Origin of the sequence: Pseudomonas gingeri, assembly GCF_013385425.1 — a bacterium.
Lineage (GTDB): Bacteria > Pseudomonadota > Gammaproteobacteria > Pseudomonadales > Pseudomonadaceae > Aquipseudomonas > Aquipseudomonas gingeri_D.
The window spans coordinates 84,059-110,370 of record NZ_JACAQA010000032.1; the positions used below are offsets into that span (position 1 = coordinate 84,059).

27 protein-coding genes are annotated in these 26,312 nt (G+C 63.1%); 17 read left to right on the forward strand and 10 right to left on the reverse strand.

The window, feature by feature from the left end; genetic code table 11:
* Nucleotides 1-51: 51 nt before the first annotated feature.
* The 4 genes from trpB (at nt 52) to HX830_RS28105 (ending at nt 3,124) form a co-directional block, all read left to right on the forward strand.
* A complete protein-coding gene (trpB, locus tag HX830_RS28090; RefSeq protein ID WP_100939965.1) occupies nt 52-1,272 on the forward strand; it encodes a tryptophan synthase subunit beta in 1,221 nt (406 codons plus the stop codon).
* Nucleotides 1,272-2,078: a tryptophan synthase subunit alpha gene (gene trpA, locus HX830_RS28095; protein WP_152736551.1), complete on the forward strand. Its 807-nt coding sequence runs from the start codon at nt 1,272-1,274 to the stop codon at nt 2,076-2,078. The genes trpB and trpA overlap by 1 nt, the downstream gene beginning before the upstream one ends.
* A gap of 192 nt (nt 2,079-2,270) precedes the next feature.
* Nucleotides 2,271-2,552: a hypothetical protein gene (locus HX830_RS28100; protein ID WP_177103939.1), complete on the forward strand. Its 282-nt coding sequence runs from the start codon at nt 2,271-2,273 to the stop codon at nt 2,550-2,552.
* Between the two features lie 143 nt (nt 2,553-2,695).
* Entirely contained in the window at nt 2,696-3,124 is a 429-nt protein-coding gene (locus tag HX830_RS28105) for an anti-virulence regulator CigR family protein (RefSeq protein WP_177103942.1), read from the forward strand.
* A 4-nt stretch (nt 3,125-3,128) separates the two neighbouring features.
* Here HX830_RS28105 and HX830_RS28110 read toward each other — a convergent pair whose 3' ends face one another.
* Both HX830_RS28110 and HX830_RS28115 read right to left on the reverse strand, forming a co-directional pair.
* The gene (locus HX830_RS28110; RefSeq protein WP_152736554.1) at nt 3,129-3,455 is read right to left on the reverse strand and encodes a DOPA 4,5-dioxygenase family protein; all 327 of its coding nucleotides are present in this window, start codon (nt 3,453-3,455) and stop codon (nt 3,129-3,131) included.
* A 35-nt stretch (nt 3,456-3,490) separates the two neighbouring features.
* Nucleotides 3,491-4,441 carry a choline sulfate utilization transcriptional regulator gene (locus tag HX830_RS28115; RefSeq protein ID WP_103496230.1) on the reverse strand — a complete coding sequence of 317 codons (951 nt, stop codon included), beginning with the start codon at nt 4,439-4,441 and terminating at the stop codon, nt 3,491-3,493.
* Between the two features lie 114 nt (nt 4,442-4,555).
* Between HX830_RS28115 and betC the strand changes: the two genes are divergently transcribed.
* From betC to HX830_RS28130, 3 genes are all read left to right on the forward strand, one after another.
* The gene (gene betC, locus HX830_RS28120; protein WP_177103944.1) at nt 4,556-6,070 is read left to right on the forward strand and encodes a choline-sulfatase; all 1,515 of its coding nucleotides are present in this window, start codon (nt 4,556-4,558) and stop codon (nt 6,068-6,070) included.
* A 19-nt stretch (nt 6,071-6,089) separates the two neighbouring features.
* On the forward strand, nt 6,090-7,010 hold the full coding sequence (choX, locus tag HX830_RS28125; RefSeq protein WP_103496228.1) for a choline ABC transporter substrate-binding protein: 921 nt from the start codon (nt 6,090-6,092) through the stop codon (nt 7,008-7,010).
* A 301-nt stretch (nt 7,011-7,311) separates the two neighbouring features.
* Complete coding sequence (locus tag HX830_RS28130; RefSeq protein ID WP_103496227.1) at nt 7,312-8,880, forward strand: SulP family inorganic anion transporter; 1,569 nt, start codon at nt 7,312-7,314, stop codon at nt 8,878-8,880.
* A 198-nt stretch (nt 8,881-9,078) separates the two neighbouring features.
* Here the strand turns inward: HX830_RS28130 and aroE are convergent, their stop codons facing one another.
* Both aroE and hemF read right to left on the reverse strand, forming a co-directional pair.
* On the reverse strand, nt 9,079-9,900 hold the full coding sequence (gene aroE, locus HX830_RS28135) for a shikimate dehydrogenase (protein WP_177103946.1): 822 nt from the start codon (nt 9,898-9,900) through the stop codon (nt 9,079-9,081).
* The gene (gene hemF, locus HX830_RS28140) at nt 9,900-10,820 is read right to left on the reverse strand and encodes an oxygen-dependent coproporphyrinogen oxidase (RefSeq protein ID WP_103497201.1); all 921 of its coding nucleotides are present in this window, start codon (nt 10,818-10,820) and stop codon (nt 9,900-9,902) included. The genes aroE and hemF overlap by 1 nt, the downstream gene beginning before the upstream one ends.
* 179 nt (nt 10,821-10,999) lie before the next feature.
* Between hemF and HX830_RS28145 the strand changes: the two genes are divergently transcribed.
* The gene (locus tag HX830_RS28145) at nt 11,000-11,977 is read left to right on the forward strand and encodes a quinone oxidoreductase family protein (RefSeq protein WP_177103948.1); all 978 of its coding nucleotides are present in this window, start codon (nt 11,000-11,002) and stop codon (nt 11,975-11,977) included.
* Between the two features lie 173 nt (nt 11,978-12,150).
* Here the strand turns inward: HX830_RS28145 and HX830_RS28150 are convergent, their stop codons facing one another.
* From HX830_RS28150 to HX830_RS28160, 3 genes are all read right to left on the reverse strand, one after another.
* Nucleotides 12,151-12,708 carry an L-threonylcarbamoyladenylate synthase gene (locus HX830_RS28150; RefSeq protein ID WP_103497199.1) on the reverse strand — a complete coding sequence of 186 codons (558 nt, stop codon included), beginning with the start codon at nt 12,706-12,708 and terminating at the stop codon, nt 12,151-12,153.
* A gap of 47 nt (nt 12,709-12,755) precedes the next feature.
* The gene (gene dprA, locus HX830_RS28155) at nt 12,756-13,856 is read right to left on the reverse strand and encodes a DNA-processing protein DprA (RefSeq protein WP_177103955.1); all 1,101 of its coding nucleotides are present in this window, start codon (nt 13,854-13,856) and stop codon (nt 12,756-12,758) included.
* Nucleotides 13,857-13,969: 113 nt separating this feature from the next.
* Nucleotides 13,970-14,992: a LysM peptidoglycan-binding domain-containing protein gene (locus tag HX830_RS28160; RefSeq protein WP_103497197.1), complete on the reverse strand. Its 1,023-nt coding sequence runs from the start codon at nt 14,990-14,992 to the stop codon at nt 13,970-13,972.
* Between the two features lie 152 nt (nt 14,993-15,144).
* Here HX830_RS28160 and def point away from each other — a divergent pair, with 152 nt between their 5' ends.
* The 5 genes from def (at nt 15,145) to HX830_RS28185 (ending at nt 19,783) form a co-directional block, all read left to right on the forward strand.
* Complete coding sequence (gene def / locus HX830_RS28165; RefSeq protein ID WP_103497196.1) at nt 15,145-15,651, forward strand: peptide deformylase; 507 nt, start codon at nt 15,145-15,147, stop codon at nt 15,649-15,651.
* A gap of 142 nt (nt 15,652-15,793) precedes the next feature.
* Nucleotides 15,794-16,738, forward strand: a complete 945-nt coding sequence (gene fmt, locus HX830_RS28170) for a methionyl-tRNA formyltransferase (RefSeq protein ID WP_177103957.1) — start codon at nt 15,794-15,796, stop codon at nt 16,736-16,738.
* Nucleotides 16,735-18,045: a 16S rRNA (cytosine(967)-C(5))-methyltransferase RsmB gene (gene rsmB / locus HX830_RS28175; protein ID WP_177103958.1), complete on the forward strand. Its 1,311-nt coding sequence runs from the start codon at nt 16,735-16,737 to the stop codon at nt 18,043-18,045. The genes fmt and rsmB overlap by 4 nt, the downstream gene beginning before the upstream one ends.
* A gap of 22 nt (nt 18,046-18,067) precedes the next feature.
* Nucleotides 18,068-19,441 carry a Trk system potassium transporter TrkA gene (gene trkA, locus HX830_RS28180; protein WP_103497193.1) on the forward strand — a complete coding sequence of 458 codons (1,374 nt, stop codon included), beginning with the start codon at nt 18,068-18,070 and terminating at the stop codon, nt 19,439-19,441.
* Between the two features lie 18 nt (nt 19,442-19,459).
* Nucleotides 19,460-19,783, forward strand: coding sequence for a tetratricopeptide repeat protein (locus HX830_RS28185; protein WP_103497192.1), 324 nt, complete (start codon nt 19,460-19,462; stop codon nt 19,781-19,783).
* Here the strand turns inward: HX830_RS28185 and HX830_RS28190 are convergent.
* The 3 genes from HX830_RS28190 to HX830_RS28200 all read right to left on the reverse strand — a co-directional run bounded on the left by HX830_RS28190 (nt 19,770) and on the right by HX830_RS28200 (nt 21,579).
* Complete coding sequence (locus tag HX830_RS28190) at nt 19,770-20,015, reverse strand: PilZ domain-containing protein (RefSeq protein ID WP_100939945.1); 246 nt, start codon at nt 20,013-20,015, stop codon at nt 19,770-19,772. The genes HX830_RS28185 and HX830_RS28190 overlap by 14 nt on opposite strands.
* Before the next feature lie 74 nt (nt 20,016-20,089).
* On the reverse strand, nt 20,090-20,977 hold the full coding sequence (locus HX830_RS28195; RefSeq protein WP_177103960.1) for a lysophospholipid acyltransferase: 888 nt from the start codon (nt 20,975-20,977) through the stop codon (nt 20,090-20,092).
* A gap of 38 nt (nt 20,978-21,015) precedes the next feature.
* Entirely contained in the window at nt 21,016-21,579 is a 564-nt protein-coding gene (locus HX830_RS28200) for a DNA-3-methyladenine glycosylase I (RefSeq protein WP_177103962.1), read from the reverse strand.
* Nucleotides 21,580-21,660: 81 nt separating this feature from the next.
* On the opposite strand from HX830_RS28200, the gene glyQ reads away from it, so the two are divergent.
* From glyQ to HX830_RS28220, 4 genes are read left to right on the forward strand one after another with little or no spacing between them, the layout of a single operon-like run.
* Nucleotides 21,661-22,614, forward strand: a complete 954-nt coding sequence (glyQ, locus tag HX830_RS28205; protein WP_053253611.1) for a glycine--tRNA ligase subunit alpha — start codon at nt 21,661-21,663, stop codon at nt 22,612-22,614.
* Entirely contained in the window at nt 22,611-24,665 is a 2,055-nt protein-coding gene (gene glyS, locus HX830_RS28210; RefSeq protein WP_177103964.1) for a glycine--tRNA ligase subunit beta, read from the forward strand. Before glyQ ends, glyS begins: the two co-directional genes overlap by 4 nt.
* 9 nt (nt 24,666-24,674) lie before the next feature.
* The gene (gene gmhB, locus HX830_RS28215) at nt 24,675-25,208 is read left to right on the forward strand and encodes a D-glycero-beta-D-manno-heptose 1,7-bisphosphate 7-phosphatase (protein WP_177103965.1); all 534 of its coding nucleotides are present in this window, start codon (nt 24,675-24,677) and stop codon (nt 25,206-25,208) included.
* A 57-nt stretch (nt 25,209-25,265) separates the two neighbouring features.
* Entirely contained in the window at nt 25,266-26,060 is a 795-nt protein-coding gene (locus HX830_RS28220; protein ID WP_177103967.1) for a lysophospholipid acyltransferase family protein, read from the forward strand.
* Nucleotides 26,061-26,312: the final 252 nt, after the last annotated feature.

Here is a 26,312-nt window from a genome sequence, read left to right on the forward strand (position 1 = left end):
ATGGTTAGAGTGAACCCCATCGAACATTCAATCGCCCACCTGGAGCCTCCCATGACCCAGTCCAACCTGCGCAACGGCCCCGACGCCAACGGCCTGTTCGGCGCATTCGGCGGCCGCTACGTGGCCGAAACCCTGATGCCGTTGATCCTCGACCTGAACCGCGAATACGAAGCCGCCAAGATCGATCCTGCGTTCATCGAGGAACTGGCCTACTTCCAGCGCGACTACGTCGGTCGTCCGAGCCCGCTGTACTTCGCCGAACGCCTGACCGAACACTGCGGCGGCGCGAAGATCTACCTCAAGCGCGAAGAGCTGAACCACACCGGCGCCCACAAGATCAACAACTGCATCGGCCAGATCCTGCTGGCGCGGCGCATGGGCAAGAAACGCATCATCGCCGAGACCGGCGCCGGCATGCACGGCGTGGCCACCGCCACCGTCGCCGCGCGTTTCGGCCTGGACTGCGTGATCTACATGGGCACCACCGATATCGAGCGCCAGCAGGCCAACGTGTTCCGCATGAAGCTGCTGGGCGCCGAAGTGATCCCGGTGGTCGCCGGCACCGGCACCCTGAAGGACGCGATGAACGAAGCCCTGCGCGACTGGGTGACCAACGTCGACAGCACCTTCTACCTGATCGGCACCGTCGCCGGCCCGCACCCGTATCCGGCCATGGTCCGCGACTTCCAGGCGGTGATCGGCAAGGAAACCCGCGACCAGTTGCAAGCCCAGGAAGGGCGCCTGCCCGACAGCCTGGTGGCGTGCATCGGTGGCGGCTCCAACGCCATGGGCCTGTTCCACCCGTTCCTCGATGACACCAGCGTCGAAATCATCGGCGTCGAAGCGGCCGGCCACGGTATCGAAACCGGCAAGCACGCCGCCAGCCTGAACGGCGGCGTCCCGGGCGTGCTGCACGGCAACCGGACCTTCCTGCTGCAGGACGACGACGGCCAGATCATCGACGCCCACTCGATTTCCGCCGGCCTCGACTACCCCGGCATCGGCCCGGAACACGCCTGGTTGCACGATATCGGTCGCGTCCAGTACACCTCGATCACCGATCACGAAGCCCTGGCCGCGTTCCACCAGTGCTGCCGTCTCGAAGGCATTATCCCGGCCCTGGAAAGCGCCCATGCCCTGGCCGAAGTGTTCAAGCGGGCGCCGACCCTGCCCAAGGATCACCTGATGGTGGTCAACCTGTCCGGTCGCGGTGACAAGGACATGCAAACCGTCATGCACCACATGCAACAGTCCCAGCAGGAGAAACACTGATGAGCCGCCTGCAAACCCGCTTTGCCGAGCTGAAAGAACAGAACCGCGCCGCCCTGGTGACCTTTATCACCGCCGGCGATCCGGGTTATGACACCTCCCTGGCGATCCTCAAGGGCCTGCCCAAGGCCGGTGCCGATGTGATCGAGCTGGGCATGCCCTTCACCGATCCGATGGCCGACGGCCCGGCGATCCAGCTGGCGAACATCCGTGCCCTGACCGCCAAGCAGAACCTGGCAAAAACCCTGCAGATGGTTCGCGAATTCCGCGCCGAGAACAACGACACCCCGTTGGTGCTGATGGGTTACTTCAACCCGATCCACCACTACGGCGTGCCGCGTTTTATCGCCGACGCCAAGGCAGCCGGTGTCGACGGCCTGATCGTGGTCGACCTGCCACCGGAACATAACGGCGAGCTGTGCGACCCGGCCCAGGCCGCCGGCCTGGACTTTATCCGCCTGACCACGCCGACCACCGACGACGTCCGCCTGCCCACCGTGCTCAACGGCAGCTCCGGCTTCGTCTACTACGTGTCGGTGGCCGGTGTGACCGGTGCCGGCTCGGCGACCCTGGAACACGTCGAAGAAGCGGTGGCCCGCCTGCGTCGTCACACCGACCTGCCGATCAGCATCGGTTTCGGTATCCGCACCCCGGAGCAGGCCGCGGCCATCGCCCGGTTGGCGGATGGCGTGGTGGTCGGCTCGGCGCTGATCGATCACATCGCCAACGCCAGCAGCGATGAGCAGGCCATCGATGGCGTGCTGAGCCTCTGCGCGGCCCTCGCCGAAGGCGTACGTACCGCGCGCTGAACCACGCGGCACGGCACAGAGGGATCCAGGGCCACCGCCCTGGGTCCCTTTTTCATGGGCACCAACCTGAGCGTTTATTGACAGAACTGCTCTGTCAAAGGCGTAATCATTACATGCTCTTTCCGGGAAATACCGGCAAGAGACGGCCGCGCAGGAGCGCTGGATCGTTACCTATGAACATGGATGCCCCCTATGACCCTCGCTGTCGCCTGTACCTTCCTCGATCACCTGTCCGTCACTGAAATCCCGCGCCCAAAGCGGCTCGGGTCGGTCACTTCGCTTCCACGCCAAACGCCGCCACCGCGACAAGACCTGTCCAGCCTGTTCGCGTTCGAAGCCCTGGCGCCCAGCGCCACGAGCCTGGCCTCCGATCCCGCAAGAACCGTCGGCGAGCCGGCGAACGATACCTCCTTGCGCGAACGCCTCGAAACCCTGCGACACGGCATGAGCGAACGGCATGATCGCTGGCGATAACGTCGGCGCCGGCCAAAGGTAAAGTTCCTGATACAAAGGAATCTAAACGCCACCATGCGGACTAATAAAGTATGACCCGGGGGTTTGAAGCCAAATCTTCACCCCTATTCGATGTATTGCCCGTGTGGTGAGGAATGCCCCCGATGAAAATGCCCAAACGCCTGATGGCCGGTCTTGGTCTGCTGGTACTGAGCGCCAGTCCGCTGCTGCATGCCGAGGATCAATGGCACGGCGAAGACCATGATCACGGTGGCTATGACCAACGGGGTCCGGACAGAGGCCATGACGAGCGCAATATGCACCGTCCGCCCCAGGACTTCGGCCCGGTCCGGCAGATCATTCATGATGACCGTGAACACTTCGGCCGTGGCGCGCCACCGCCACCGGGCTACCGTCTGGAACGTGGCCGGCCGCTGCCACGGGGCTACGAAGGCGAGCGCCTGGACGACCGGGCACTGAGCCGCCTGCCGAGGTATGAGGGTTACGAGTGGCGGCGCATAGGCAATGACGTGGTCCTGATTACCATCGGCACCGGGGTTGTCTACGAGATTCTCGACGGCGTGCTGAACTGACCGCCTAGAACAGCGACAGATCCAATGGCCTGACCGCCCCCATCCAGATCCCATGATCGCGATGGTCGGCCAGGTCATCGCCGGTCAGGGGATGGATGAACACCACCAGGCCCTTGCGGTGCAACGCCAGCCACGGCAAGACCACGCCGATATATTGCGCTTCGAACGCCAGTTGGCAGCTCCAGTCCGGATGAGGTCCCACCGGGCGCTCGTGCACCCGTCCCATCTGCAGTGGAAAGGTCGTCGCCGCCAGCTCACATAGCTCACGGGCCTGCTCCAGGGTCGAAGCATCGAAATAGATGTGGGCGTGATAACCCTTGATACGTTGCATGCCGCTCCCGTTCAGCGTCGGTTAATGGCCTAACGCTACACCGCAATCGAGGGCAAGCCCAGCCCCACCAGCGATTGCGCACTGTCGGCCTGCTCGGCCATCAACCAGTCGAAGAAACGCTGGATCAGCGCGCCACGCCGTTTACGCTGGGGCAAGACCACGTAATAGCCAAAAGTGGAAATCGCCGTCTGGCTGATCGGCCGGCATAACAATCCCTGCTCCAACAGATTATCCACCAGGTGACGCCAGCCGATGGCCACGCCCTGGCCGCCGATCGCCGCCTGGATCAGCAAGGTGTAGTTGTCGAAGCGCAATTGCCCCGGCGCCGGTGCCGTGGTCAGTCCCAGTTCGCGAAAAACCCCGCTCCAGTCGAACCAGTGGCTGCTGTTTTCGCCCTTGAGGTGCAGCAGGGGAAACTCCAGCAGGGCCTCGGTGGGCAGCGGCAGCTCGCGGCCCTTGAGCAATTGCGGGCTGCACACCGGAAACACTTCCTCGCTGAACAGCCAATGACTCTCGCCCTGCTTGAAACGGCCCTTGCCGAACAACACCGCCACATCGATATCAGTGCGCAACATGTTGTGGCTACGCTCACTGGTCACCAGGCTGACATCGACCTGCGGATTGGCCGCATGAAAACGGTGCAGGCGCGGCATCAACCAATAGGCGGCAAAAGCAAAGTCGGTAGCGACCTGCAGCACCTCGTGCTGACGCTGGGCGGTGACCGCGCTCAAGCCACTGTCGATGCTCTGCAAACCGGCCTGCACCTGCTCGAACAGAATCGAACCGGCTTCGGTCAACTCGATGCCCCGGTAGATGCGGTCGAACAGGCGGGTGGTCAACTGGTCTTCCAGGCGCTTGATCTGCTGGCTGATGGCCGGCTGAGTCGTGCCCAGCTCCACCGCCGCGGCGGTAAAGCTGTGATGACGGGCCGCCGCTTCAAAGGCCCGGAGCAGATCGAGGGACAGGTCACCCAGCGCTTCATACATAAGCTGTACTTATCCTAGTCATTGTTTTGCAGGGGCTTTACCACAGATTCAGTGAGCCACATGCTGGATCGCAGCACTATCGCATAACAATTCACTATGGAATGCCGCGATTACATGAAGCGCAAGAACATTCTCTTCATCATGGCCGATCAAATGGCCGCGCCCCTGTTGCCGCTCTACGGTGCATCGCCCATCAAGCTTCCGAACCTGAGCCGCCTGGCCGCCGAAGGCGTGGTCTTCGATGCCGCCTACTGCAACAGCCCGCTCTGCGCGCCTTCACGTTTTACCCTGGTCAGTGGCCAGTTGCCGAGCAAGATCGGTGCCTACGACAACGCCGCCGATTTCCCCGCCGACGTACCGACCTATGCCCACTATCTGCGGCGCCTGGGCTATCGCACCGCGCTGTCGGGCAAGATGCACTTCTGCGGGCCGGACCAGTTGCATGGCTACGAAGAGCGCCTGACCAGCGATATCTACCCGGCGGACTATGGCTGGGCGGTGAACTGGGACGAGCCCGACGTGCGGCCGACCTGGTACCACAACATGTCCTCGGTGCTGCAGGCCGGTCCCTGCGTGCGCACCAACCAGCTGGACTTCGATGAAGAGGTGGTCTTCAAGGCGCAGCAATACCTGTTCGACCATGTGCGCGAAGACGGCAACCAGCCGTTCTGCCTGACCGTGTCCATGACCCACCCCCACGATCCCTACACCATTCCCAAGGCCTTCTGGGACCTGTATCGCGACGAAGATATCCCGTTGCCGCAGACCCCGGCCCAGGACAGCCTCGATCCGCACTCCCAGCGTTTGCTCAAGGTCTACGACCTGTGGGACAAGCCGCTGCCTGTGGATAAGATCCGCGATGCCCGTCGTGCCTACTTCGGCGCATGCAGCTATATCGACAGCAACGTCGGCAAACTCCTGCAAACCCTGGAGGAAACCGGGCTGGCCGAGGACACGGTGATCGTGTTCTCCGGCGACCACGGCGACATGCTCGGCGAGCGCGGCCTCTGGTACAAAATGCACTGGTTCGAAATGTCCGCGCGGGTGCCGCTGCTGATCAGCGCCCCGGGTCAGTTCGCCGCCGGACGCGTCAGCGCCGCGGTCTCCACCGCCGACCTGCTGCCGACCCTGGTGGAACTGGCCGGCGGCACGCTGCAGGCCGAGCTGCCGCTGGACGGGCGCTCTCTGGTCCCACACCTGAAAGGCGAGGGCGGCCACGACGAAGTGTTCGGCGAATACATGGCCGAAGGCACCATCAGCCCGCTGATGATGATTCGTCGCGGCGCCTACAAATTCATCTACAGCGAAGACGACCCCTGTCTGCTCTTCGATATCCACCATGACCCACGCGAGGAGGAAGAACTCAGCCAGTCAGCGCCGCACCAAGCACTCTTCAACGACTTCCTGGCCGAAGCCCGGGCGAAATGGAACATCCCGGCGATCCACCAACAGGTGCTCGCCAGTCAGCGCCGGCGGCGTTTCGTCGCCAGCGCGCTGACCCAAGGAAAGCTGAAGAGCTGGGATCACCAGCCACTGGTGGACGCCAGTCAGCAATACATGCGCAACCATATCGACCTCGACGATCTGGAACGCAAAGCGCGTTATCCACAACCCTGCCAAAATCAATAACGAACGTAAGGGGAAGGCGATGAAGAAGTTATCCACAGCACTGACGGTAGGCCTCCTGGCCATGAGCAGCCTGAGTGCCTATGCCGAGCAGAGCTGCGACACGGTGAAAATGGCCGATCCGGGCTGGAGCGATATTGCCGCGACCAACGCCATCACCAGCCTGCTGCTGGATGGCCTGGGCTACAAGGCCAAGGTCGACACCCTGGCGGTGCCGATCACCTATGGCGGTCTCAAGGACGGCCAGGTGGATGCGTTCCTCGGCAACTGGATGCCGGCGCAGCAGGGTTTCTACGACAAGTTCGTGGCCAACGGCGATGTCACGCAACTGGCGAAGAACCTCGACGGCACCGAATTCACCCTGGCGGTCCCGGATTATGTCTGGGACGCGGGTGTGCATAACTTTGCCGACCTGAACAAGTTCGCCGACAAGTTCGACAAGAAGCTCTATGGCATCGGCTCCGGCGCGCCGGCCAATATCTCGCTGGGGGAGATCATCAAGAAGAACGAGTTCGACCTCGGCCAGTGGAAACTGGTGGAGTCCAGCGAGCAGGCGATGCTGGCTGAAGTGGCCCGTTCGGTGAAGAAGCAGAAGTTCGTGGTGTTCCTCGGCTGGACCCCGCACCCGATGAACGTGCAGATGAAGATGCACTATCTCAAGGGTGGCGAGAAATACTTCGGTGATACCGGTAGCGTCTATACCGTGACCCGCAAGGGTTATGCACAGGCCTGCCCGAACGTCGGCAAATTGCTGAGCAACCTGAGCTTCACCCAGGACATGGAAAACAGCATCATGGCCGAAGTGGTAAACAAGAAGCTGACCAATGCCGACGCGGCCAAGGCCTGGATCAAGGCCAATCCGGCGGTGCTGGACAAGTGGCTGGACGGGGTCAAGACCGTGGATGGCCAGGATGGGTTGTCGGCGGTGAAGGCCAAGCTCTAACGGCCAACACACAATCCGACGTGTAGGAGCCGGCTTGCTGGCGATGGCGGCCTTGAGGGCTGTGCAACGTTCAAGGGCCTCTTCGCGAGCAAGCTCTGCTCCTACAGTTAGGCGGCGAGCACAGGCATTGTGCACGGCACAAAATCTGTAGGAGCCTGGCTTGCCAGCGAAGAGGCCCGTAAGCCTTGCATCGACTGTCTGGTCCATCGCCAGCAAGCCGGCTCCTGCAGGTCGGTGTTTCACCGCGAAAATCTCAGATATACCCCTCACCCTGACACCGCCTCATCCGACCGAGAGACCCATGGGCTGGACCAACCGCCACAAACTCCTGCCATTTCTCAGCTGGTTGCCCCGGCAAACCCGCGCCAGCGTCAGCCGTGACCTGATCGTCGGCCTGAGCGGCGCCATCCTGGCCCTGCCGCAATCGGTCGCCTATGCGCTGATCGCCGGCCTGCCACCCGAATACGGCCTCTACGCGGCCATCGTCCCGGTACTGATCGCCTGTCTCTGGGGCTCGTCCTGGCACCTGATCTGCGGGCCCACGGCCGCCATTTCGATTGTCCTGTTCGCCAGTGTCAGCCCCCTCGCGGTACCCGGCAGCCAGGACTACGTGACACTGATCCTGTTGCTGACCTGCATCGCCGGGATCTTCCAGTGGCTGCTGGGCATGCTGCGCTTCGGCGCCCTGGTGAACTTCGTCTCGCATTCGGTGGTGCTGGGTTTCACCCTGGGCGCCGCCGTGGTCATCGCCCTCGGGCAACTGCCGAACCTGCTGGGGCTCGATATCCCCAACCAGGCCACCGCCCTGAACAGCCTGCTGCAACTGAGCCAGCACCTCGGCGAACTGGACAAACCCTCGCTGCTGCTGGGGCTGGGCACCCTGATCCTCGGCTTTACCCTCAAATCCCTGCTGCCACGCTGGCCGACCCTGCTGATCACCCTGGTCCTGGCCAGCACGCTGGTCTGGCTGTGCCCGGGCCTGTTCGGGCATGTGCAACTGGTCAAGGGTTTTATCGGCCGGTTGCCGCCGTTCAGCGCCTTGCCGCTGGACCTGGAGACCATCCTGCGCCTGCTGCCCAGTGCCGTCGCGGTGGGCATGCTCGGGCTGGTGACCAGCCTGTCGATTGCCCGCTCGTTGTCCGCCCGTTCGCAGCAATTGCTCGATGCCAATCAGGAGGTCCGCGCCCAGGGCCTGTCGAACATGATCGGCAGCCTGTTTTCCGGCTACCTGTCCGCTGGCTCGTTCACCCGCGCCGCGCTGAGTTATGAGGCCGGGGCCTGCTCACCGCTGGCCGGGGTGTTTTCCGCGCTCTGGGTGGCGCTGTTCGCCGTGACCGGCTCGGCGCTGATTGCGCATATCCCGATCCCGGCGATGGCCGGCAGTATCCTGCTGATCAGTTGGGGATTGGTGGACCGGCGGGGGATTCGGGCACTGTTCCGGGTCAGTCACGCCGAGTTCGCGGTGATGGCCCTGACCTGCGTGGCGACCTTGCTGCTGGAGTTGCAGACGGCGATTTACGCCGGGGTGCTGGCCTCGCTGTTTTTCTACCTCAAGCGCACCTCGCAGCCACGGGTGCAGCATTGGCGCGATGGCGACGAGGATGTGTTGCGGGTGGGGGGGTCGATCTTTTTCGGTGCCAGCCATTACCTGCAAGTGCAGTTGCAACGGTTGCACGGGGTGAAGGTGGTGATCGAGGCGCAGCAGATCAACTTTATCGACTACTCGGGGGTTGAGATGCTGCATCAGGAAGCCCGGCGGTTGATACGCGAAGGCCGTAGCCTGACCCTGAGACGGGCGCGGGCGCCGGTGGTGGAGGAGTTGGTCAAGCTGGAGGGTGTGGATAAGTGCCCGATCCTGTTTGAGGATTGAGCACACGACACGATCTTGTAGGAGCCATCGCCGCGATGGCGTCCTCAGGGGCGGTGCAAGACTTTCGGGCCTCTTCGCGGGCAAGCCCTGCTCCTACAGTACGTCGTTGTTCAGAAATTCTGCGCACGCCATCAACCTGTAGGAGCAGGGCTTGCCCGCGAAGAGGCCCTGACAAACGACACAAGACTCAAGGGCCTCCTACAAAGCCAGCAACCGCCGCAATTCCGCCAGCACCGGCGCGGTATCAGGGCGCACGCCGCGCCACAGCAGGAAAGCTTCCGCCGCCTGCTCCGCCAACATGCCCAGGCCATCCATCGACACCGCCGCGCCATGCTCGCTCGCCCAGCGACAGAACGCCGTCGGCTCCTTGCTGTACATCATGTCGTAGCAGAAGGTCTTGCCCGGCTCGATCAGGCTCGGCGCAATCGGCGGCACATCCCCCGACAGGCTCGCTGAAGTGGCGTTGATGATCAGGTCCACCGGCTCCCGCAGCCAGTCAAACCCACTGGCGGACACCGGCCCCAGGTCGGCGAACAGCTCGGCCAGCAACTCGGCCTTCTCGACGGTCCGATTGGCGATGATCACCGAAGCCGGCTGCTCCGCCAGCAACGGTTCCAGCGCCCCACGTACCGCACCACCGGCACCCAGCAGCAGGATACGCTTGCCCTTCAGGCTGAATCCGGCATTCACCGTCAGATCGCGCACCAGCCCGGCGCCGTCGGTGTTATCGCCCAACAAACTGCCATCAGCCAGCTTGCTCAGGGTATTCACCGCCCCGGCCCGCTGCGCCCGGGCCGTCAGGCTGTTGGCCAGGCGATAGGCCTCTTCCTTGAACGGCACCGTCACATTGGCCCCGCGTCCTGCCTGGAAAAACGCTCGGGCACAGCCGGAAAAATCGTCAAGGGGCGCCAGCAGGCTGCTGTAGACCAACTGCTGGGCGGTCTGCTCGGCGAACAGACGGTGAATCAACGGCGACTTGCTGTGGCCGATGGGGTTGCCGAAGACGACATAACGATCCATCAGACAGCACCCTCCGCCAGCCAGTCGCGGTCCTGCAGGAAGTATTCGGTCAACCGCGCCTCTTCACTGCCCGGCTCGGCCTTCCAGTCGTAGCCCCAGCGCACTTGCGGCGGCAACGACATCAGGATCGATTCGGTGCGACCACCCGATTGCAGGCCGAACAACGTACCGCGGTCGTACACCAGGTTGAACTCCACGTAACGACCACGACGGAACTCCTGGAACTCGCGCTGCTGTTCGGTCCAGGCCTGGGCCTTGCGCCGCTGCACAATCGGCAGGTAAGCCTCGATATAGGCGTCGCCGATCGCCCGCATGAAGGCAAAGCTGGTGTCGAAGTCCCACTCGTTCAGGTCATCGAAGAACAGGCCGCCGATACCGCGCGGCTCGTTGCGGTGCTTGATGTGGAAATAGCTGTCGCACCAGGCCTTGTAACGTGGGTAGACATCGGCGCCAAACGGCGCACAGGCGCGCTCGGCCACCCGGTGCCAGTGCACGCAGTCTTCTTCATTGCCGTAGTAGGGCGTCAGGTCGAAACCACCTCCGAACCACCAGACCGGCTCTTCACCTTCTTTTTCGGCGATGAAAAACCGCACATTGGCGTGGGACGTCGGCACGTGGGGGTTATGCGGGTGAATCACCAGGGACACGCCCAGGGCCTCGAAGCCACGCCCGGCCAGTTCCGGCCGATGGGCACTGGCCGACGGCGGCAGGCCGTTGCCGAAAACGTGGGAGAAGTTCACGCCGCCTTTCTCGATGACCTGGCCGTTGCCGATCACCCGGGTCCGACCGCCACCACCGGCGGGGCGGGTCCAGGCGTCTTCGACGAAACGCGCGCCACCGTCTTCGGCCTCCAGGGCGGCACAGATACGGTCTTGCAGGTCGAGCAGATAGGCTTTCACGGCCTCGGTGCGGGTAGTCATGGCTTCACCTTGATCGGGCAAAGCTACTCGGCACATCGGACGGCCGGTAGCAAAGAGGCGCGTAGCATAGCACCGCGTTTGTACTCATCGCAGTTGACGAAGGTCAAGCGAAGGAGTCCGATAGGGCCCTTGCATCGCGCTGCACGGCGCCCCTTTGTGAAATGTCCAAGGAGAGAAAGATGGCCAAACGTATCCTGTTTCGCGCCCATGGCGGCCCGGAAGTCCTTGAGTATGTCGACTACACCCCCGCCGAGCCGGGCCCGCAGCAGGTGCGGGTACGCAACCACGCCATCGGCCTGAACTTTATCGACACCTATCTGCGTAGCGGGCTGTATGCACCACCAGCCATGCCGTCGGGCCTGGGGGCGGAGGGGGCGGGCGTGGTCGAGGCGGTCGGCAGCGAGGTCAGCCAGTTCAAGGTCGGTGATCGCGTGGCCTATGGCAGCGGTCCACTGGGCGCCTACAGCGAAGTGCATGTGCTGCCGGAAGCCAACCTGGTCCATCTGCCGGACAGCATCAGCTTCGAACAGGCCGCCGCGGTGATGCTCAAGGGCCTGACGGTGCAGTACCTGTTGCGCCAGACCTATGAGTTGAAGGGCGGTGAAACCGTGCTGTTCCATGCGGCGGCCGGCGGTGTCGGCTTGCTTGCCTGCCAGTGGGCCAAGGCCCTGGGCGTGAAGCTGATCGGTACCGTCAGTTCGCCGGAAAAGGCGGCGTTGGCCAAGTCCCTCGGCGCCTGGGAAACCATCGACTACAGCCATGAAGATGTGGCCAAGCGGGTGCTGGAACTGACCGATGGCAAGAAAGTGCCGGTGGTGTATGACGGCGTGGGCAAGGACACCTGGCTGACTTCGCTGGACAGCCTGGCGCCCCGTGGGCTGATGGTCAGCTTCGGCAATGCCTCGGGCGCGGTGGATGGGGTCAATCTGGGGATTCTGGCGGCCAAGGGCTCGCTGTATGTGACCCGGCCGACACTGGCGACCTACGCCAACAACGCGGAAAACCTGCAGATCATGGCGAAGGATCTGTTCGGGATGATCACCAGCGGCAAGCTGAAGATCGAGATCGGCGCGCGGTACAGCCTGGCGGAAGCGGCCAAGGCCCACACCGAACTGGCGGCACGGCGGACTACCGGGTCGACGGTGCTTTTGCCTTGATCGGGGTGGATGGCCGCTGCTGACGCAGCGGTTCGCCAGCAAGCTAGCTCAGCTCCTACAGTATTTGTGTCGTGGCACCTTTTTGTGATCGACACCGTCCCTGTAGGAGCCAGCTTGCTGGCGATGAACGATAACGCGGTCCCCTTGTGGGAGCTGTGCTTGTCGGGCCGAACTTACGCCGGACGCACCACCTTGCCGGTCGCCAGGTCGCGGATCAGGCTCGGGTTCTTGCGCCCGCCCAGGTTACCGCCCAGCACCAGGTCGATCTGCCCCCGGAAATACTGCTCCACGCGAATCCGCGTGCGCGCCGCCGGCCGACCCTGGGGATTGGCCGAAGTGGAAATCAGCGGCCCCACCAACGAACACAGATCCCGTACCAACGGATGATCGCTGACCCGCAGGGCCACGGTGTCATGCACACCGGTGACCCACTCCGGCAGCAAGTCCTGATGCGGCACCAGCCAGGTATTGGGCCCCGGCCAGGTACTGGCCATGCGGTCGATCCAGTCTTCCGGGAAATCCTCGAAGAGAAAATCGAACTGGCGGATATTGTCGGCGATCAGGATCAAACCCTTGTCCACCGAACGATTCTTGATCGCCAGCAAGCGGTCCACCGCCTCTTCGTTCCAGGGATCGCAACCCAAACCCCAGACCGCCTCGGTTGGATAGGCAATCACCGCTCCTGCGCGAATTTCTCGTGCGGCTTCTTGCACACGCCAACTCTTGACCATTACTCGTTCTCCGGATTCAAAGCTGCTCGCAGTTTACTCAGGTAAACCTACCTCGCGCGAGCTAACCAGCGTCCGTTTTCATTGGCAACCCGGCCTTCAAGCTCCAGTTCGGTCAGCGCCGCCAAGACTCGCGGTAATGCCCAGCCACAGGCGTTGGCCAGGGCCTCACTGCTTTGCGGTGCGGCATGCAGCAAGCCTAGCAGCGGATGCTCGGGCACGGCGGGAATCGCGCTGGCGGTCACTCGTTGCCAACCGCGCAGGGGTTCGAGGATATGTTCGACGGTTTCCACCAGTACCGCACCGTCGCGGATCAACTGATGACAGCCCTTGGCACCGGGGTGATGGATCGAGCCGGGAATCGCATACACCTCGCGCCCCTGTTCCGCCGCCAGCCGGGCGGTGATCAGCGAGCCGCTGGCGACACTGGCCTCCACCACCAGCACCCCCAGGGACAAGCCGCTGATAATCCGATTGCGCCGGGGGAAGTTGCTCGGATGGGGCGGCGCCTCCAGTGGCAACTCGGAAACCACGGCGCTGCCATGGGCAATCATCGCTTCCGCCAACCGCCGATGACGCTGTGGATAAAGATTTTCCAGACCGGTGCCGAGTACGCCGATCGTTCGCCCGCCGACGTCCAGGGCCGCCTGATGGGCCGCCCCGTCGATCCCCAGCGCCAGCCCGCTGGTGATGACAAAACCGGCACCGGCCAGGCTCCGGGAAAAGGCCGCCGCCGTATCCATGCCCGGCTTGGAAGCACGCCGACTGCCAACCAACGCCAACTGCGGTTGTTCCAGAATGACAGGATCGCCGGCCACGAACAGCAGCGGCGGGGCGTCGTCCAGTTCGGCGAGAAGGGCGGGGTAATCGGCCTGGTCCCACATCACCAGATGACAAGCCGGGCGCTCTAGCCAGCGCAATCCAGCGCTGGCAGCGTCCCGCACTTCAGGACTGCGGCGCGCCTCGGCACAGGCCGCCGGCAAGCCCAGCGCACGCCAGGCAGCGGCGGGTGCACCGAGGGCCGCCGAGGCCGAACCGAAGGCTTGAATCAGGGTTCGAAAGCGCCGCGGACCGAGTTCCGGCAGACGATGCAGACGCAGGCGGGCTTCCAGCTCCGCCGGGGACAGGGAGGTACAGTTGGACAACGACATCGGATCATCCTTGATCTGTGGCGGTCCTGGAACAGCTGGAACAAGCTGTGGATAACTCTGTGGGTAACCTGTTTAGCCTGCTAACGGAATCGGCCCTGCGTTATCGTCCGGCGCTACGGGTTGCGCACCTTGTCCATGACTGTCAGGGACCGCGTGGCAGTGAGTACTAAACCATAGCTGAGCTTTTCGTAGGTGCGGAACACCATCAGCAGGCCCGAACGCTCGTCGGGGACCTTCACCCGCTGCCCGGTGACCTGGTCGTGCACGGTCTCGCCGGTCTTCATCACCGCTAGAACGTTGCCTTCGACCAGGCCATCGCGTCGACCTTTATCGATCGTGACCACGTCCATGACGCCGATCTGTGTAACACCCCGTGGCACATCTATGATCGTGCCGCGGATCTGCGCTTGCGGCGCGCTGGGCATGAACGTCGAATTGACCGGGCGCTCTTCGCTGACGAACAGGCGGTCCCCCAGGCGAACTTCCTGGGTGGTGCGGCGCAGGTTCAGGGTGCCGATATCGCCTTCGGTCGCCACCAGCTCGCCGGTGCCGACGTCGTCGGCGTTGATCCCCAGGAACTCCTTGGTCTGCGCGTCGGTATAGACCTTGCCCTGGCGGAACAGGCCATACACCGAGTGCGCCGGGTCGAACACGCCACGGGCGTAGATCCGGTCGCCCATGCCGCTGAGCACCCGCTCATTGTTGCCGGCCAGGATATACGGGGCTTTCTGGAAGTCATTGGGGCTGTCGACAATGCGGTTGCTCAACAGGAACGCATTGATCTTTTCCAGCGGAATGCTCGGAATCGCCTCGGCCACCGGCGAGCGGCGCACCTGCGGCGACAGTTTCACGGTCCCCCGCGACACACCGCGATCCACGACCAATCGTGGCTGACCGTCGACGAATTGCAGCGTCAGCGTATCGCCGGGGTAGATCAGGTCCGGATTCGCCACCTGGGGATTCGCGTGCCAGATTTCCGGCCACTTCCACGGCTCACTGAGAAACTTGCCGGAAATGTCCCAAAGTGTGTCACCGCGCACCACCGTATAGCGCTGTGGATAACCGTCCTTGAGTTGCACTTGCGCCTGCACGACGCCGGTAACAGCCAGCAACAGGGCGAGTAGTGTTTTCCTCATGCAGTGAATCCCTTTATTATGTGCCTTCGCGTGAAACGCCAGAGCCCCCGCGGCTCGCTCCCAAGGAGAACGTTTTACAACGGTAGCCGATCCCACCGGGACATTTCGGCAACCGTCTCTGACTTTACCTCACAAGTGCAGCAAATACGCCTATGGCCATTTTAAACATCCTCGAATTTCCAGACCCGCGCCTGCGCACCATCGCCAAACCCGTGGCCGTGGTGGACGACCAGGTGCGGCAGCTGATCGATGACATGTTTGAAACAATGTATGAAGCCCCGGGCATCGGCCTGGCGGCGACCCAGGTCAATGTGCACCAGCGCATCGTGGTCATGGACCTGAGTGAAGATCGTAGCGAACCCCGGGTGTTCATCAACCCCGAGTTCGAAACCCTGACCACCGACGTCGACCAGTACCAGGAAGGCTGCCTGTCGGTGCCGGGTTTCTATGAGAACGTCGATCGCCCGACCCAACTGCGGGTCAAGGCCCTGGACCGCGACGGCAAGCCGTTCGAGCTGGAAGCCGAGGGCCTGCTGGCGGTGTGCATCCAGCATGAGTGCGATCACCTGAACGGCAAGCTGTTCGTCGATTACCTGTCTACGCTCAAGCGCGACCGGATCAAGAAGAAACTGGAAAAGCTCCATCGCCAGAACGCCTGATCCGCCCCTTCCTGTATCTCCTGTAGGAGCGAGCTCGCTCGCGATGGACGTCAACGATAACGCGGGGTACCTGATACCCCGCGCTGCCCCGGCCACCCTCGCGAGCAAGCTCGCTCCTACAGTATCCAAGCGAGTCCTTTTTATGTCTGAGCCACTGCGCATCGTCTTCGCCGGCACCCCCGAATTCGCCGCCGAACACCTCAAGGCCCTGCTCGACAGCCCTTACGAGATCGTTGCGGTCTACACCCAGCCGGATCGTCCGGCGGGCCGTGGGCAAAAGCTGATGCCAAGCCCGGTCAAGCAACTCGCCCTGGAGCACGGCATTGTCGTCCTGCAACCGCCGACCCTGCGCAATGCCGAAGCCCAGGCCGAACTGGCAGCGCTCAAGCCGGACCTGCTGGTGGTGGTCGCCTACGGCCTGATCCTGCCGCAGGTGGTGCTGGATATCCCGCGCCTGGGCTGCATCAACAGCCACGCCTCGCTGTTGCCGCGCTGGCGCGGTGCCGCGCCGATCCAGCGCGCCGTGGAAGCCGGCGATAGCGAAAGCGGCGTAACCGTGATGCGCATGGAAGCCGGGCTCGACACCGGGCCGATGCTGCTCAAGAGCGTCACCCCGATCAGCGCCGAAGACACCGGCGGCACCTTGCACGACCGCCTGGCCGAACTCGGCCCGCCCGCCGTGCTCCAGGCCATCGCCGGTCTCGCCGCCGGGACCCTCGAAGGTGAAGTCCAGGACGACAGCCTTGCCACCTACGCCCACAAGCTGAACAAGGACGAGGCGCGCATCGACTGGAATCGTCCGGCGGTGGAGCTGGAGCGACTGATCCGCGCCTTCAACCCCTGGCCGATCAGCCACAGCACCCTCAGTGGCGAAGCCCTGAAAGTCCTCGCCGCCAGCGTCGCCGAAGGCCAGGGCGCGCCGGGTGAAATCCTCGCCGCCAGCAAGGACGGCCTGATCGTCGCCACCGGCACCGGTGCCCTGTGCCTGACCCGCCTGCAACTGCCCGGCGGCAAGGCGCTGAACTTCAGCGACCTGTTCAACAGCCGCCGCGAGAAGTTCGCCCTCGGTACGGTGCTCGGCCAATGAACCCGCGTCTGGCCGCCGCCAAGGCACTCACCGCCGTCCTCAACGGCAAGGCCTCGCTCAACAGCTCGTTGCCGCTGCAACTGGACAAGGTCGAGGCCCGTGATCGCGGCCTGACCCAGGACCTGGCGTTCGGCACCGCGCGCTGGCAGCCACGCCTCTCGGCGCTGGCGGCCAAGCTGCTGCAAAAACCCTTCAAGGCCGCCGACGCCGACGTCGAAGCCCTGCTGCTGGTCGGCCTCTATCAACTGCTCTACACCCGCGTTCCGGCCCACGCCGCCATCGGCGAAACCGTCGGTTGCGCCGAAAAGCTGAAAAAGCCCTGGGCCAAGGCCTTGATCAATGCCGTGCTGCGCCGCGCCCAGCGGGAAGGCGAGGCGCTGCTCGCCGAGCTGGAACATGACCCGGTGGTCCGTACCGCCCACCCGCGCTGGCTGCAAAAATCCCTCAAGGCCTTCTGGCCCGAACACTGGGAAGCCATCTGCGCGGCGAACAACGCCCATCCGCCGATGATCCTGCGGGTCAATCGCCGCCATCACTCGCGCGATGCCTACCTCAAGCTGCTGGGCGACGCCGGGGTCATCGCCCACGCGTGCGTCTACAGCCCGGACGGCATCGTGCTGGAAGAGGCCTGTGACGTACGCAACCTGCCCGGCTTCAATGAAGGCTGGATCAGCGTCCAGGACGAAGCCGCGCAACTGGCCGCCGACCTGCTGGACCTGGCCCCCGGCCAACGGGTGCTCGACGCCTGCTGCGCCCCCGGCGGCAAGACCTGCCATATCCTCGAAGTCCAGCCACAACTGGCCGGCGTGCTCGCCGTGGACCTGGAGGCCAAGCGCCTGGTGCGGGTACGCGAGAACCTCGCGCGCCTCGGCCTGGACGCCGAACTGATCGCCGCCGACGGCCGTGATGTCGCCACCTGGTGGGACGGCAAGCCGTTCCAGCGCATCCTGCTGGATGCCCCGTGCTCGGCCACCGGCGTGATCCGCCGCCATCCGGACATCAAGCTGACCCGCCAACCCGACGACATCGCCGCCCTGGCCGCCTTGCAAGGCGAGCTGCTGGACGCGATGTGGACGACCCTGGAAGTCGGCGGCATCCTGCTCTACGCCACCTGCTCGACCCTGCCGACCGAGAACACCGAAGTGATCGAGGCGTTTCTCGCCCGCACCTCCGGTGCCCGTGAACTGGATATCGCCGGGGACTTCGGCCTCAAGCAGCCCCACGGTCGCCAGTTGCTGGCCCAGCAAGGCGGACACGACGGTTTCTACTACGCCAAGCTGATCAAGATCGCCGCCGCGCGCGGCTGAGCCGGGACAACGGAGCGACCCGATGAAAATCATCATCCTCGGTGCCGGCCAGGTCGGCGGCACCCTGGCCGAACACCTGGCCAGCGAAGCCAACGACATCACCGTGGTCGACACCGACGGCGAGCGCCTGCGCGACCTCGGCGACCGCCTGGACATCCGCACCGTGCAGGGCCGCGCCTCGTTTCCGACCATCCTGCGCCAGGCCGGCGCGGATGACGCCGACATGCTGGTGGCGGTGACCAACAGCGACGAAACCAATATGGTCGCCTGCCAGGTCGCCCACACCCTGTTCCACACCCCGACCAAGATCGCCCGGGTCCGCGAGGCGGCCTACCTGACCCGCGCCGGGCTGTTCGACAACGACGCGATTCCGGTGGATGTGCTGATCAGCCCGGAGCAGGTGGTCACCCACTACATCAAGCGCCTGATCGAACACCCGGGGGCCTTGCAGGTGATCGACTTCGCCGAAGGCAAGGCCCAGTTGGTTGCGGTCAAGGCCTACTACGGCGGGCCGCTGGTGGGGCAACAACTTCGCCAGTTGCGCGAACGCATGCCCAACGTCGACACCCGGGTGGCGGCGATCTTCCGCCGCGACCGGCCGATCATGCCCCGTGGCGACACGGTGATCGAAGCCGACGACGAAGTGTTTTTCATCGCCGCCAAGGCCCATATCCGCGCCGTGATGGGCGAAATGCGCCGTCTCGACGAGCGCTACAAGCGCATTGTTATCGCTGGCGGCGGGCAGATCGGCGAACGGCTGGCCGAAGCCATCGAAAGCCGTTACCAGGTCAAGATCATCGAGAAAAACCCGGCCCGTTGCCGCCACCTCTCGGACAGCCTGGACAGCACCGTGGTGCTGCAAGGCAGCGCCTCGGACCGCGACCTGCTGCTGGAAGAGAACATTGCCGACACCGATGTGTTCCTGGCCCTGACCAACGACGATGAAGCCAACATCATGTCGTCGCTGCTGGCCAAGCGTCTGGGGGCGAAGAAGGTCATGACCCTGATCAACAACCCGGCCTATGTCGACCTGGTCCAGGGCGGCGAGATCGATATCGCCATCAGCCCGCAACTGGCGACCATCGGCACGTTACTGGCCCATGTGCGCCGGGGCGATATCGTCAGCGTGCACTCACTCAGGCGCGGGGCGGCGGAAGCCATCGAGGCGATTGCCCATGGCGATGCGAAGTCGAGCAAGGTGGTGGGCCGGGCCATCGCCGATATCGCCTTGCCGCCGGGGGCGACCATTGGCGCGATCATTCGCGACGAAGAGGTGCTGATCGCCCACGATGCCACGGTGATCCAGGCGGGCGACCATGTCATCCTGTTCCTTGTGGATAAAAAACAGATCCGCGATGTGGAAAAGCTGTTTCATGTCGGCCTGAGCTTTTTCTGACCCATACCGAGGATCACCATGCTCGAATCACTGGAAAAAATGCTCGCCAAGGGTGTGGATAACTCGCTGCTGCGCTTCGGCCTCGGCAAGGGTTACCTGGACCTCGGGGAAAACACCAAGGCCGCCGAACACCTGCAACGCTGCGTCGGTTTCGACCCGAAATACTCCGCCGCCTGGAAACTGCTGGGCAAGGCGCATCAGGCCGCGGGCGACAATGCCGCCGCCAGAGAAGCGTGGGAACAGGGACTGGAAGCTGCCCGCGCCCATGGCGACAAGCAGGCGGAAAAGGAAATGACGGTGTTTCTGAAAAAGCTCGAAAAAGCCGCGCTCAAAGATCAATAAAGCGCAGGCCGATGCCGTCGGCGTCGACCCGGACCACTTCCATCCGAATCCGCGGCGCCACTGCGGGCAGACCCTGCACCTGGCCATAGACCACCGCGCCGGTGGTCAGGCGCGACAAGCTCGGGTGCGTCACATACACACCTTTACTGGATAGATTGCGCGTGTGCCCCAGGCACTCGCCGATGCTGGGGTGTTGGATCTTGATGCGTAGAGAATTCTTGTTATTGGACATCTACTGCGTCCTGAAAATACATCTGTGGATAAATCCCCGTCGCTGACTTATCCACAGATCATGCCAATCCTGTTTCAATACCAGCGCTTCTCACCCGCCGGACGTCGGCGAAAGCGCTTCATGCTCCACATGTACTGGTCCGGATAAGCCCGCACATAACGCGCCACCACCTGGCTCATGGCGGCCACGGAGGTCTCTGTATCGGTGCTGTACATGGCTTCGGGCGCAGCTTCGAGGATCACCTTGAAACCCGAACCGTCAGGCAAGCGCAGCGCGTGGAGGAACACCCCCACCGCCTTGCCGCCGGCAAGCATATTGGGCACGAACTTGCTGGTCAGCGCCGTGGTGCCAAGGAAAGGCACGAATACCCCGGCGGATTCGGCCGGTTCCGGGTCAGCGGGAATGCCCACCGCACCACCTTTGCGCACTTCCTTGATCACGCTGAGGATGCCTTCCTTGGTGGAGGCGGCCACCCGGTTGCCCAACTGCACCCGCTGCTTGCGCAACAGTTCGTCCACCGCCTTGAGCTTGGGCGGACGGTAGAAAATGATCGGCTTGCACTGGCTGCAATAGAAGTGATTGAGCACTTCCCAGTTGCCCAGGTGGCTGGTGATGCCGACCACGCCCTTGCCCGAGGCCAGGGCCTCCTTGAGGATGTCCAGGCCTTCGACTTCACGGACCCGCTCCATCGAGCGATGGGCCGGCCAGATCCAGGCACAGGCGCTTTCGGTAAAGGACTTGCCGATGCCCATCAGGCTGCGACCGACCAACTGCTCGCGGGCCACCGGGTCGAGCTCCGGAAAACATTTCGCCAGGTTGATCCGCACCACGTCGCGGGAACGATTGGGCAGCTTCCACATCAGCCAGCCGATGGCCGCACCCACCCGTTGCACAGCGCACCAGGGCAGCAGGGCAAACAACCGCAACGCCCCCACCAGCATGGCGCCTTTAAACTTGTCCACAGGCCACTCCTGTCGTGATCGAGCTTGTTATCAGCCGACTATTGTAACCGTGGTGCGGCCAATGTGGCGTAGCGATCACAATCGGTGGTGTGGTCCATGACCATGCCCGAGGCCTGCATGAAGGCGTAGCAGATGGTCGGGCCGACAAATTTGAAGCCGAGTTTCTTCAGCGCCTTGCTCATGGCCTCGGCCTCGGGCGTGGCGGCCGGGACCTCGCCGCGCACCTGGAAATGATTGATCTTCTGCACCCCGCCGACAAAGGACCAGAGCAGCGCCACCGGGTCCTCCAGCGTCAGCCAGACCTGCGCATTGCGCCGCGCGGCATTGAGTTTCAAGCGATTACGGATAATTCCGGGATCGAGCATCAGTTGCTCGATATCGGCGTCGCCCATGGCCGCGACTTTGTGCACATCGAAACCGAACAGCACCTTCCGATAGTGCTCGCGTTTCTTCAGGATGGTGATCCACGACAAACCGGCCTGGAACCCTTCGAGCAAAAGCAACTCGAACAGACGCTGCCCATCGTGCAGCGGCACGCCCCACTCCTGATCGTGATAGGCCATGTACAAAGGATCGTCGTTGCACCAAAAGCAGCGTGGCATAAGGCTCCAGGGGGCGTGCGCGTGGCCGAATCGGGTATACTCCCGCCTTTTGAATCGCAGCCCAAGTAACAGGTGAATTTCGTGAGCCAGCCTACGCCAGCCGTGCGTACCTTCCAAGACTTGATCCTCGCCCTCCAGCAATACTGGGCCGAGCAAGGTTGTGTGGTACTTCAGCCCTACGATATGGAAGTAGGCGCCGGCACCTTTCATACCGCCACGTTCCTGCGCGCCATCGGCCCGGAAACCTGGAACGCCGCCTACGTACAGCCCAGCCGCCGCCCGACTGACGGCCGCTACGGCGAAAACCCGAACCGCTTGCAGCACTACTACCAGTTCCAGGTGGTCCTCAAGCCGAACCCGGACAACTTCCAGGAGCTGTACCTGGGCTCGCTCAAGCATGTCGGCCTCGACCCGCTGGTGCACGACATCCGTTTCGTCGAGGACAACTGGGAATCGCCGACCCTCGGCGCCTGGGGCCTGGGCTGGGAAGTCTGGCTCAACGGCATGGAAGTCACCCAGTTCACCTACTTCCAGCAGGCCGGCGGCATCGAGTGCTACCCGGTCACCGGCGAGATCACCTATGGTCTGGAACGCCTGGCGATGTACCTGCAGGGCGTCGATTCGGTCTATGACCTGGTCTGGGCCGACGGTCCGTTCGGCAAGGTGACCTATGGCGATGTGTTCCACCAGAACGAAGTGGAGCAGTCGACCTACAACTTCGAACACGCCAACGTCGAGAAGCTGTTCGAACTGTTCGATTTCTATGAAAGCGAAGCCAAGCGCCTGATCGAGCTGGACCAGCCGCTGCCGTTGCCAAGCTATGAAATGGTCCTCAAGGCCTCGCACACCTTCAATCTGCTGGATGCACGCCGGGCGATCTCGGTCACCGCGCGTCAGCAGTACATCCTGCGGGTCCGTACCCTGGCCCGTTCCGTGGCACAGGCCTACCTGATGGCCCGGGCCAAACTGGGCTTCCCGATGGCGACCCCGGATTTGCGTGACGAAGTGTTGGCTAAGTTGGAGGCAGCACAATGAGTGCTCAAGATTTTCTGGTTGAACTGGGCACGGAAGAGCTGCCACCCAAGGCCCTCAATACCCTGGCCGAGGCCTTTCTCGCCGGTATCGAAAAGGGCCTGCAAAGCGCCGGCCTGAGCTTCGAAAGCAAGCAGGTCTATGCCGCGCCACGCCGCCTGGCCGTACTGCTGACCCAGCTGCAAACCCAGCAGCCGGACCGCAGCATCAACCTCGACGGGCCGCCACGCCAGGCCGCCTTCGACGCCGAAGGCAACCCGACCCAGGCCGCCCTGGGTTTTGCCAAGAAATGCGGCGTGGAACTGAGCGAAATCGACCAGAGCGGGCCGAAGCTGCGCTACACCCAGAGCATCCAGGGCAAGCCGACCGCCAGCCTGCTGCCGACCATCGTCGAGGATTCGCTGAATGACCTGCCGATTCCCAAGCGCATGCGCTGGGCCGCGCGCAAGGAAGAGTTCGTGCGTCCGACCCAATGGCTGGTGATGCTGCTCGGTGACCAGGTCATCGACTGCACCATCCTCGCCCAGAAAGCCGGTCGCGACTCCCGTGGTCACCGCTTCCATCACCCGCAAAGCGTGCGCATCACCTCGCCGGCCAACTACCTGAGCGACCTGCGCGCCGCCTATGTGCTGGCTGACGCTACAGAACGTCGCGAGCTGATCAGCCAACGCACCACCGAGCTGGCGACCCAGCAGGAAGGCACGGCGATCATGCCGGCGGACCTGCTCGACGAAGTCAGCGCCCTGGTCGAATGGCCGGTGCCGCTGGTGTGCTCCTTCGAGGAACGTTTCCTCGACGTGCCGCAAGAAGCCCTGATCACCACCATGCAGGACAACCAGAAGTACTTCTGCCTGCTGGACGTCGACGGCAAGCTGCTGCCGCGTTTCATCACCGTCGCCAACATCGAGAGCAAGGACCCGCAACAGATCATCGCCGGTAACGAGAAAGTCGTTCGCCCGCGCCTGACCGACGCCGAGTTCTTCTTCAAGCAGGACAAGAAGCAGAAGCTCGAGCAGTTCAACCTGCGTCTGCAGAACGTGGTGTTCCAGGAAAAACTGGGCAGCGTCTACGACAAGGCCGAACGTGTCTCCAAGCTGGCCGCTTTCATCGCCCCACGTATCGGCGGCGACGCCCAGCGCGCGGCCCGTGCCGGCCTGCTGTCGAAATGCGACCTGGCCACCGAGATGGTCGGCGAGTTCCCGGAGATGCAAGGTGTCGCCGGTTACTACTACGCCCTCAATGACGGCGAGCCGCAAGACGTGGCCCTGGCCCTGAACGAACAGTACATGCCCCGCGGTGCCGGCGCCGAACTGCCGGGCACCCTGACCGGTGCGGCAGTGGCGATTGCCGACAAGCTCGACACCCTGGTCGGGATCTTCGGCATCGGCATGCTGCCCACCGGTAGCAAGGACCCGTATGCCCTGCGTCGCGCCGCCCTCGGCGTGCTGCGCATCCTGATCGACAAGAAGCTGGACCTCGACCTGATCGAGACCGTGGAATTCGCGGTCAAGGCCTTCGGTGCCCGGGTCAAGGCCGCCGGCCTGGCCGACCAAGTGCTGGAGTTCATCTTCGACCGTCTGCGTGCCCGTTATGAAGACGAAGGCGTGGACGTGGCGACCTACCTGTCGGTCCGTGCCCTCAAGCCGGGTTCGGCGCTGGACTTCGACCAACGCGTCCAAGCTGTGCAGAAATTCCGCCAGTTGCCGGAAGCGGCTGCCCTGGCAGCGGTGAACAAGCGTGTATCGAACCTGCTGAGCAAGGCCGAAGGCAGCATCCCGAGCACCGTGGAAGCCAAGTACTTCGACAACGCCAACGAGTTCTCGCTGTACGCGGCGATCCAACAGGCGGACCAGGCGGTCCAGCCGATGGCCGCGGCGCGTCAGTACAACGAATCCCTGGCACGCCTGGCCGCCCTGCGCGAGCCGGTGGATGCGTTCTTCGAAGCGGTGATGGTCAATGCCGAGGACGCCAAGGTCCGCGCCAACCGTTATGCGCTGCTGGCGCGTCTGCGAGGCCTGTTCCTGGGTGTCGCCGATATTTCGCTGCTGGGCTGAGGGCGCGTCTTGAAGCTGCTGATTCTCGATCGGGACGGGGTGATCAACCAGGACTCCGACGCCTACATCAAGTCGGTGGAGGAATGGATTCCGCTCCCCGGCGCGATCGAAGCCATCGCGCAGTTGAGCAGGGCCGGTTGGACGGTGGCGGTGGCCACCAACCAGTCCGGCATTGCTCGCGGCTACTACGACATCGCCACCCTGGAAGCCATGCACGAGCGCCTGCGTTCGCTGGTGGCGCAACAGGGCGGTACGCTGGGGCTGGTGGTGTATTGCCCGCACGGGCCGGATGAGGGTTGCGCCTGTCGCAAACCCAAGCCCGGCATGTTGCGTACCATCGCCGAGCATTACGGGGTGTCGTTGGCTAGTCTATGGTTTGTCGGCGACACCCTCGGTGACTTGGAGGCGGCGCGGGCCGTCGACTGTCAGCCTGTTTTGGTAAAAACCGGTAAAGGCGAAAAGACACTGGGTAAAACCCTGCCGGTGGGCACCCTGGTTTTTGACGATCTGGCGGCGGTTGCCGCAGAACTTATCCACAACTGAAGCTCTTCTGACCTCCTGACCAAGGACTGTTCGGGAAGCGCTTTTTATAGGCGGGCAATGCCCGCAACGGTAAATGCCGCTATGTCGATCCTGCAGGCCATCAGAACCTTTTTCTTTTACCTGCTGCTGGGCACCAGTTCGCTGTTGTGGTGCTCCCTGAGCTTTTTTATCGCGCCGTTCCTGCCGTTCAAGGCACGTTATCGCTTTATCAATGTGTACTGGTGCCGTTGTGCCCTGTGGCTGACCAAGGTCTTCCTCGGCATCACGGTCGATATCCAGGGCGCGGAGAATGTGCCCGAGCGCCCTTGCGTGATTCTGTCGAATCACCAGAGCACCTGGGAAACCTTCTTCCTCTCGGCCTATTTCTCGCCATTGAGCCAGGTGCTCAAGCGTGAGTTGCTGTATGTGCCGTTCTTCGGCTGGGCCATGGCCATGCTGCGGCCGATCGCCATTGACCGGGACAACCCGAAGGCAGCGCTCAAGCATGTGGCGAAAAAGGGCGACGAGTTGCTCAAGGACAATGTCTGGGTGCTGATCTTCCCGGAAGGCACCCGTGTGCCGTTCGGAACGGTCGGCAAGTTCTCCCGGGGCGGTACGGCACTGGCGGTAAACGCCGATCTGCCGGTGCTGCCGATTGCCCACAACGCCGGCAAGTTCTGGCCGAAGACCGGCTGGCTGAAGAAACCCGGCACCATCACGGTGGTGATCGGCAAGCCGATGATGGCCGAGGGCAGCGGGCCACGGGCGATTGCCGAGCTCAATGACCGGGTCCAGGCCTGGAACGAGCAGACCCAGCGGGACATGGGCTCATTGCCGCCGGCGCCGGCGGTAGAGACGCCTGTCGCCATTTGATGGGACTGTGGATAACTTGTGCACAAGATTTTGATTTCTTTCAGAAATACGATGTAAGCATATGATTTTATTGCTTATTTCTCTGTATGACTTTCTGTTGTAAATCGTGCATAAGTTTTTTCGGGCGATAAAAAAACCGGCTTTGATGCCGGTTTTTCAAACTGAAATAGGGTCCACCGCTCGACGCTCGATTAGCGACGAAGAGGCCTTTGAGATCGCCACAACCCTGTAGGAGCCTGGCTTGCCAGCGAA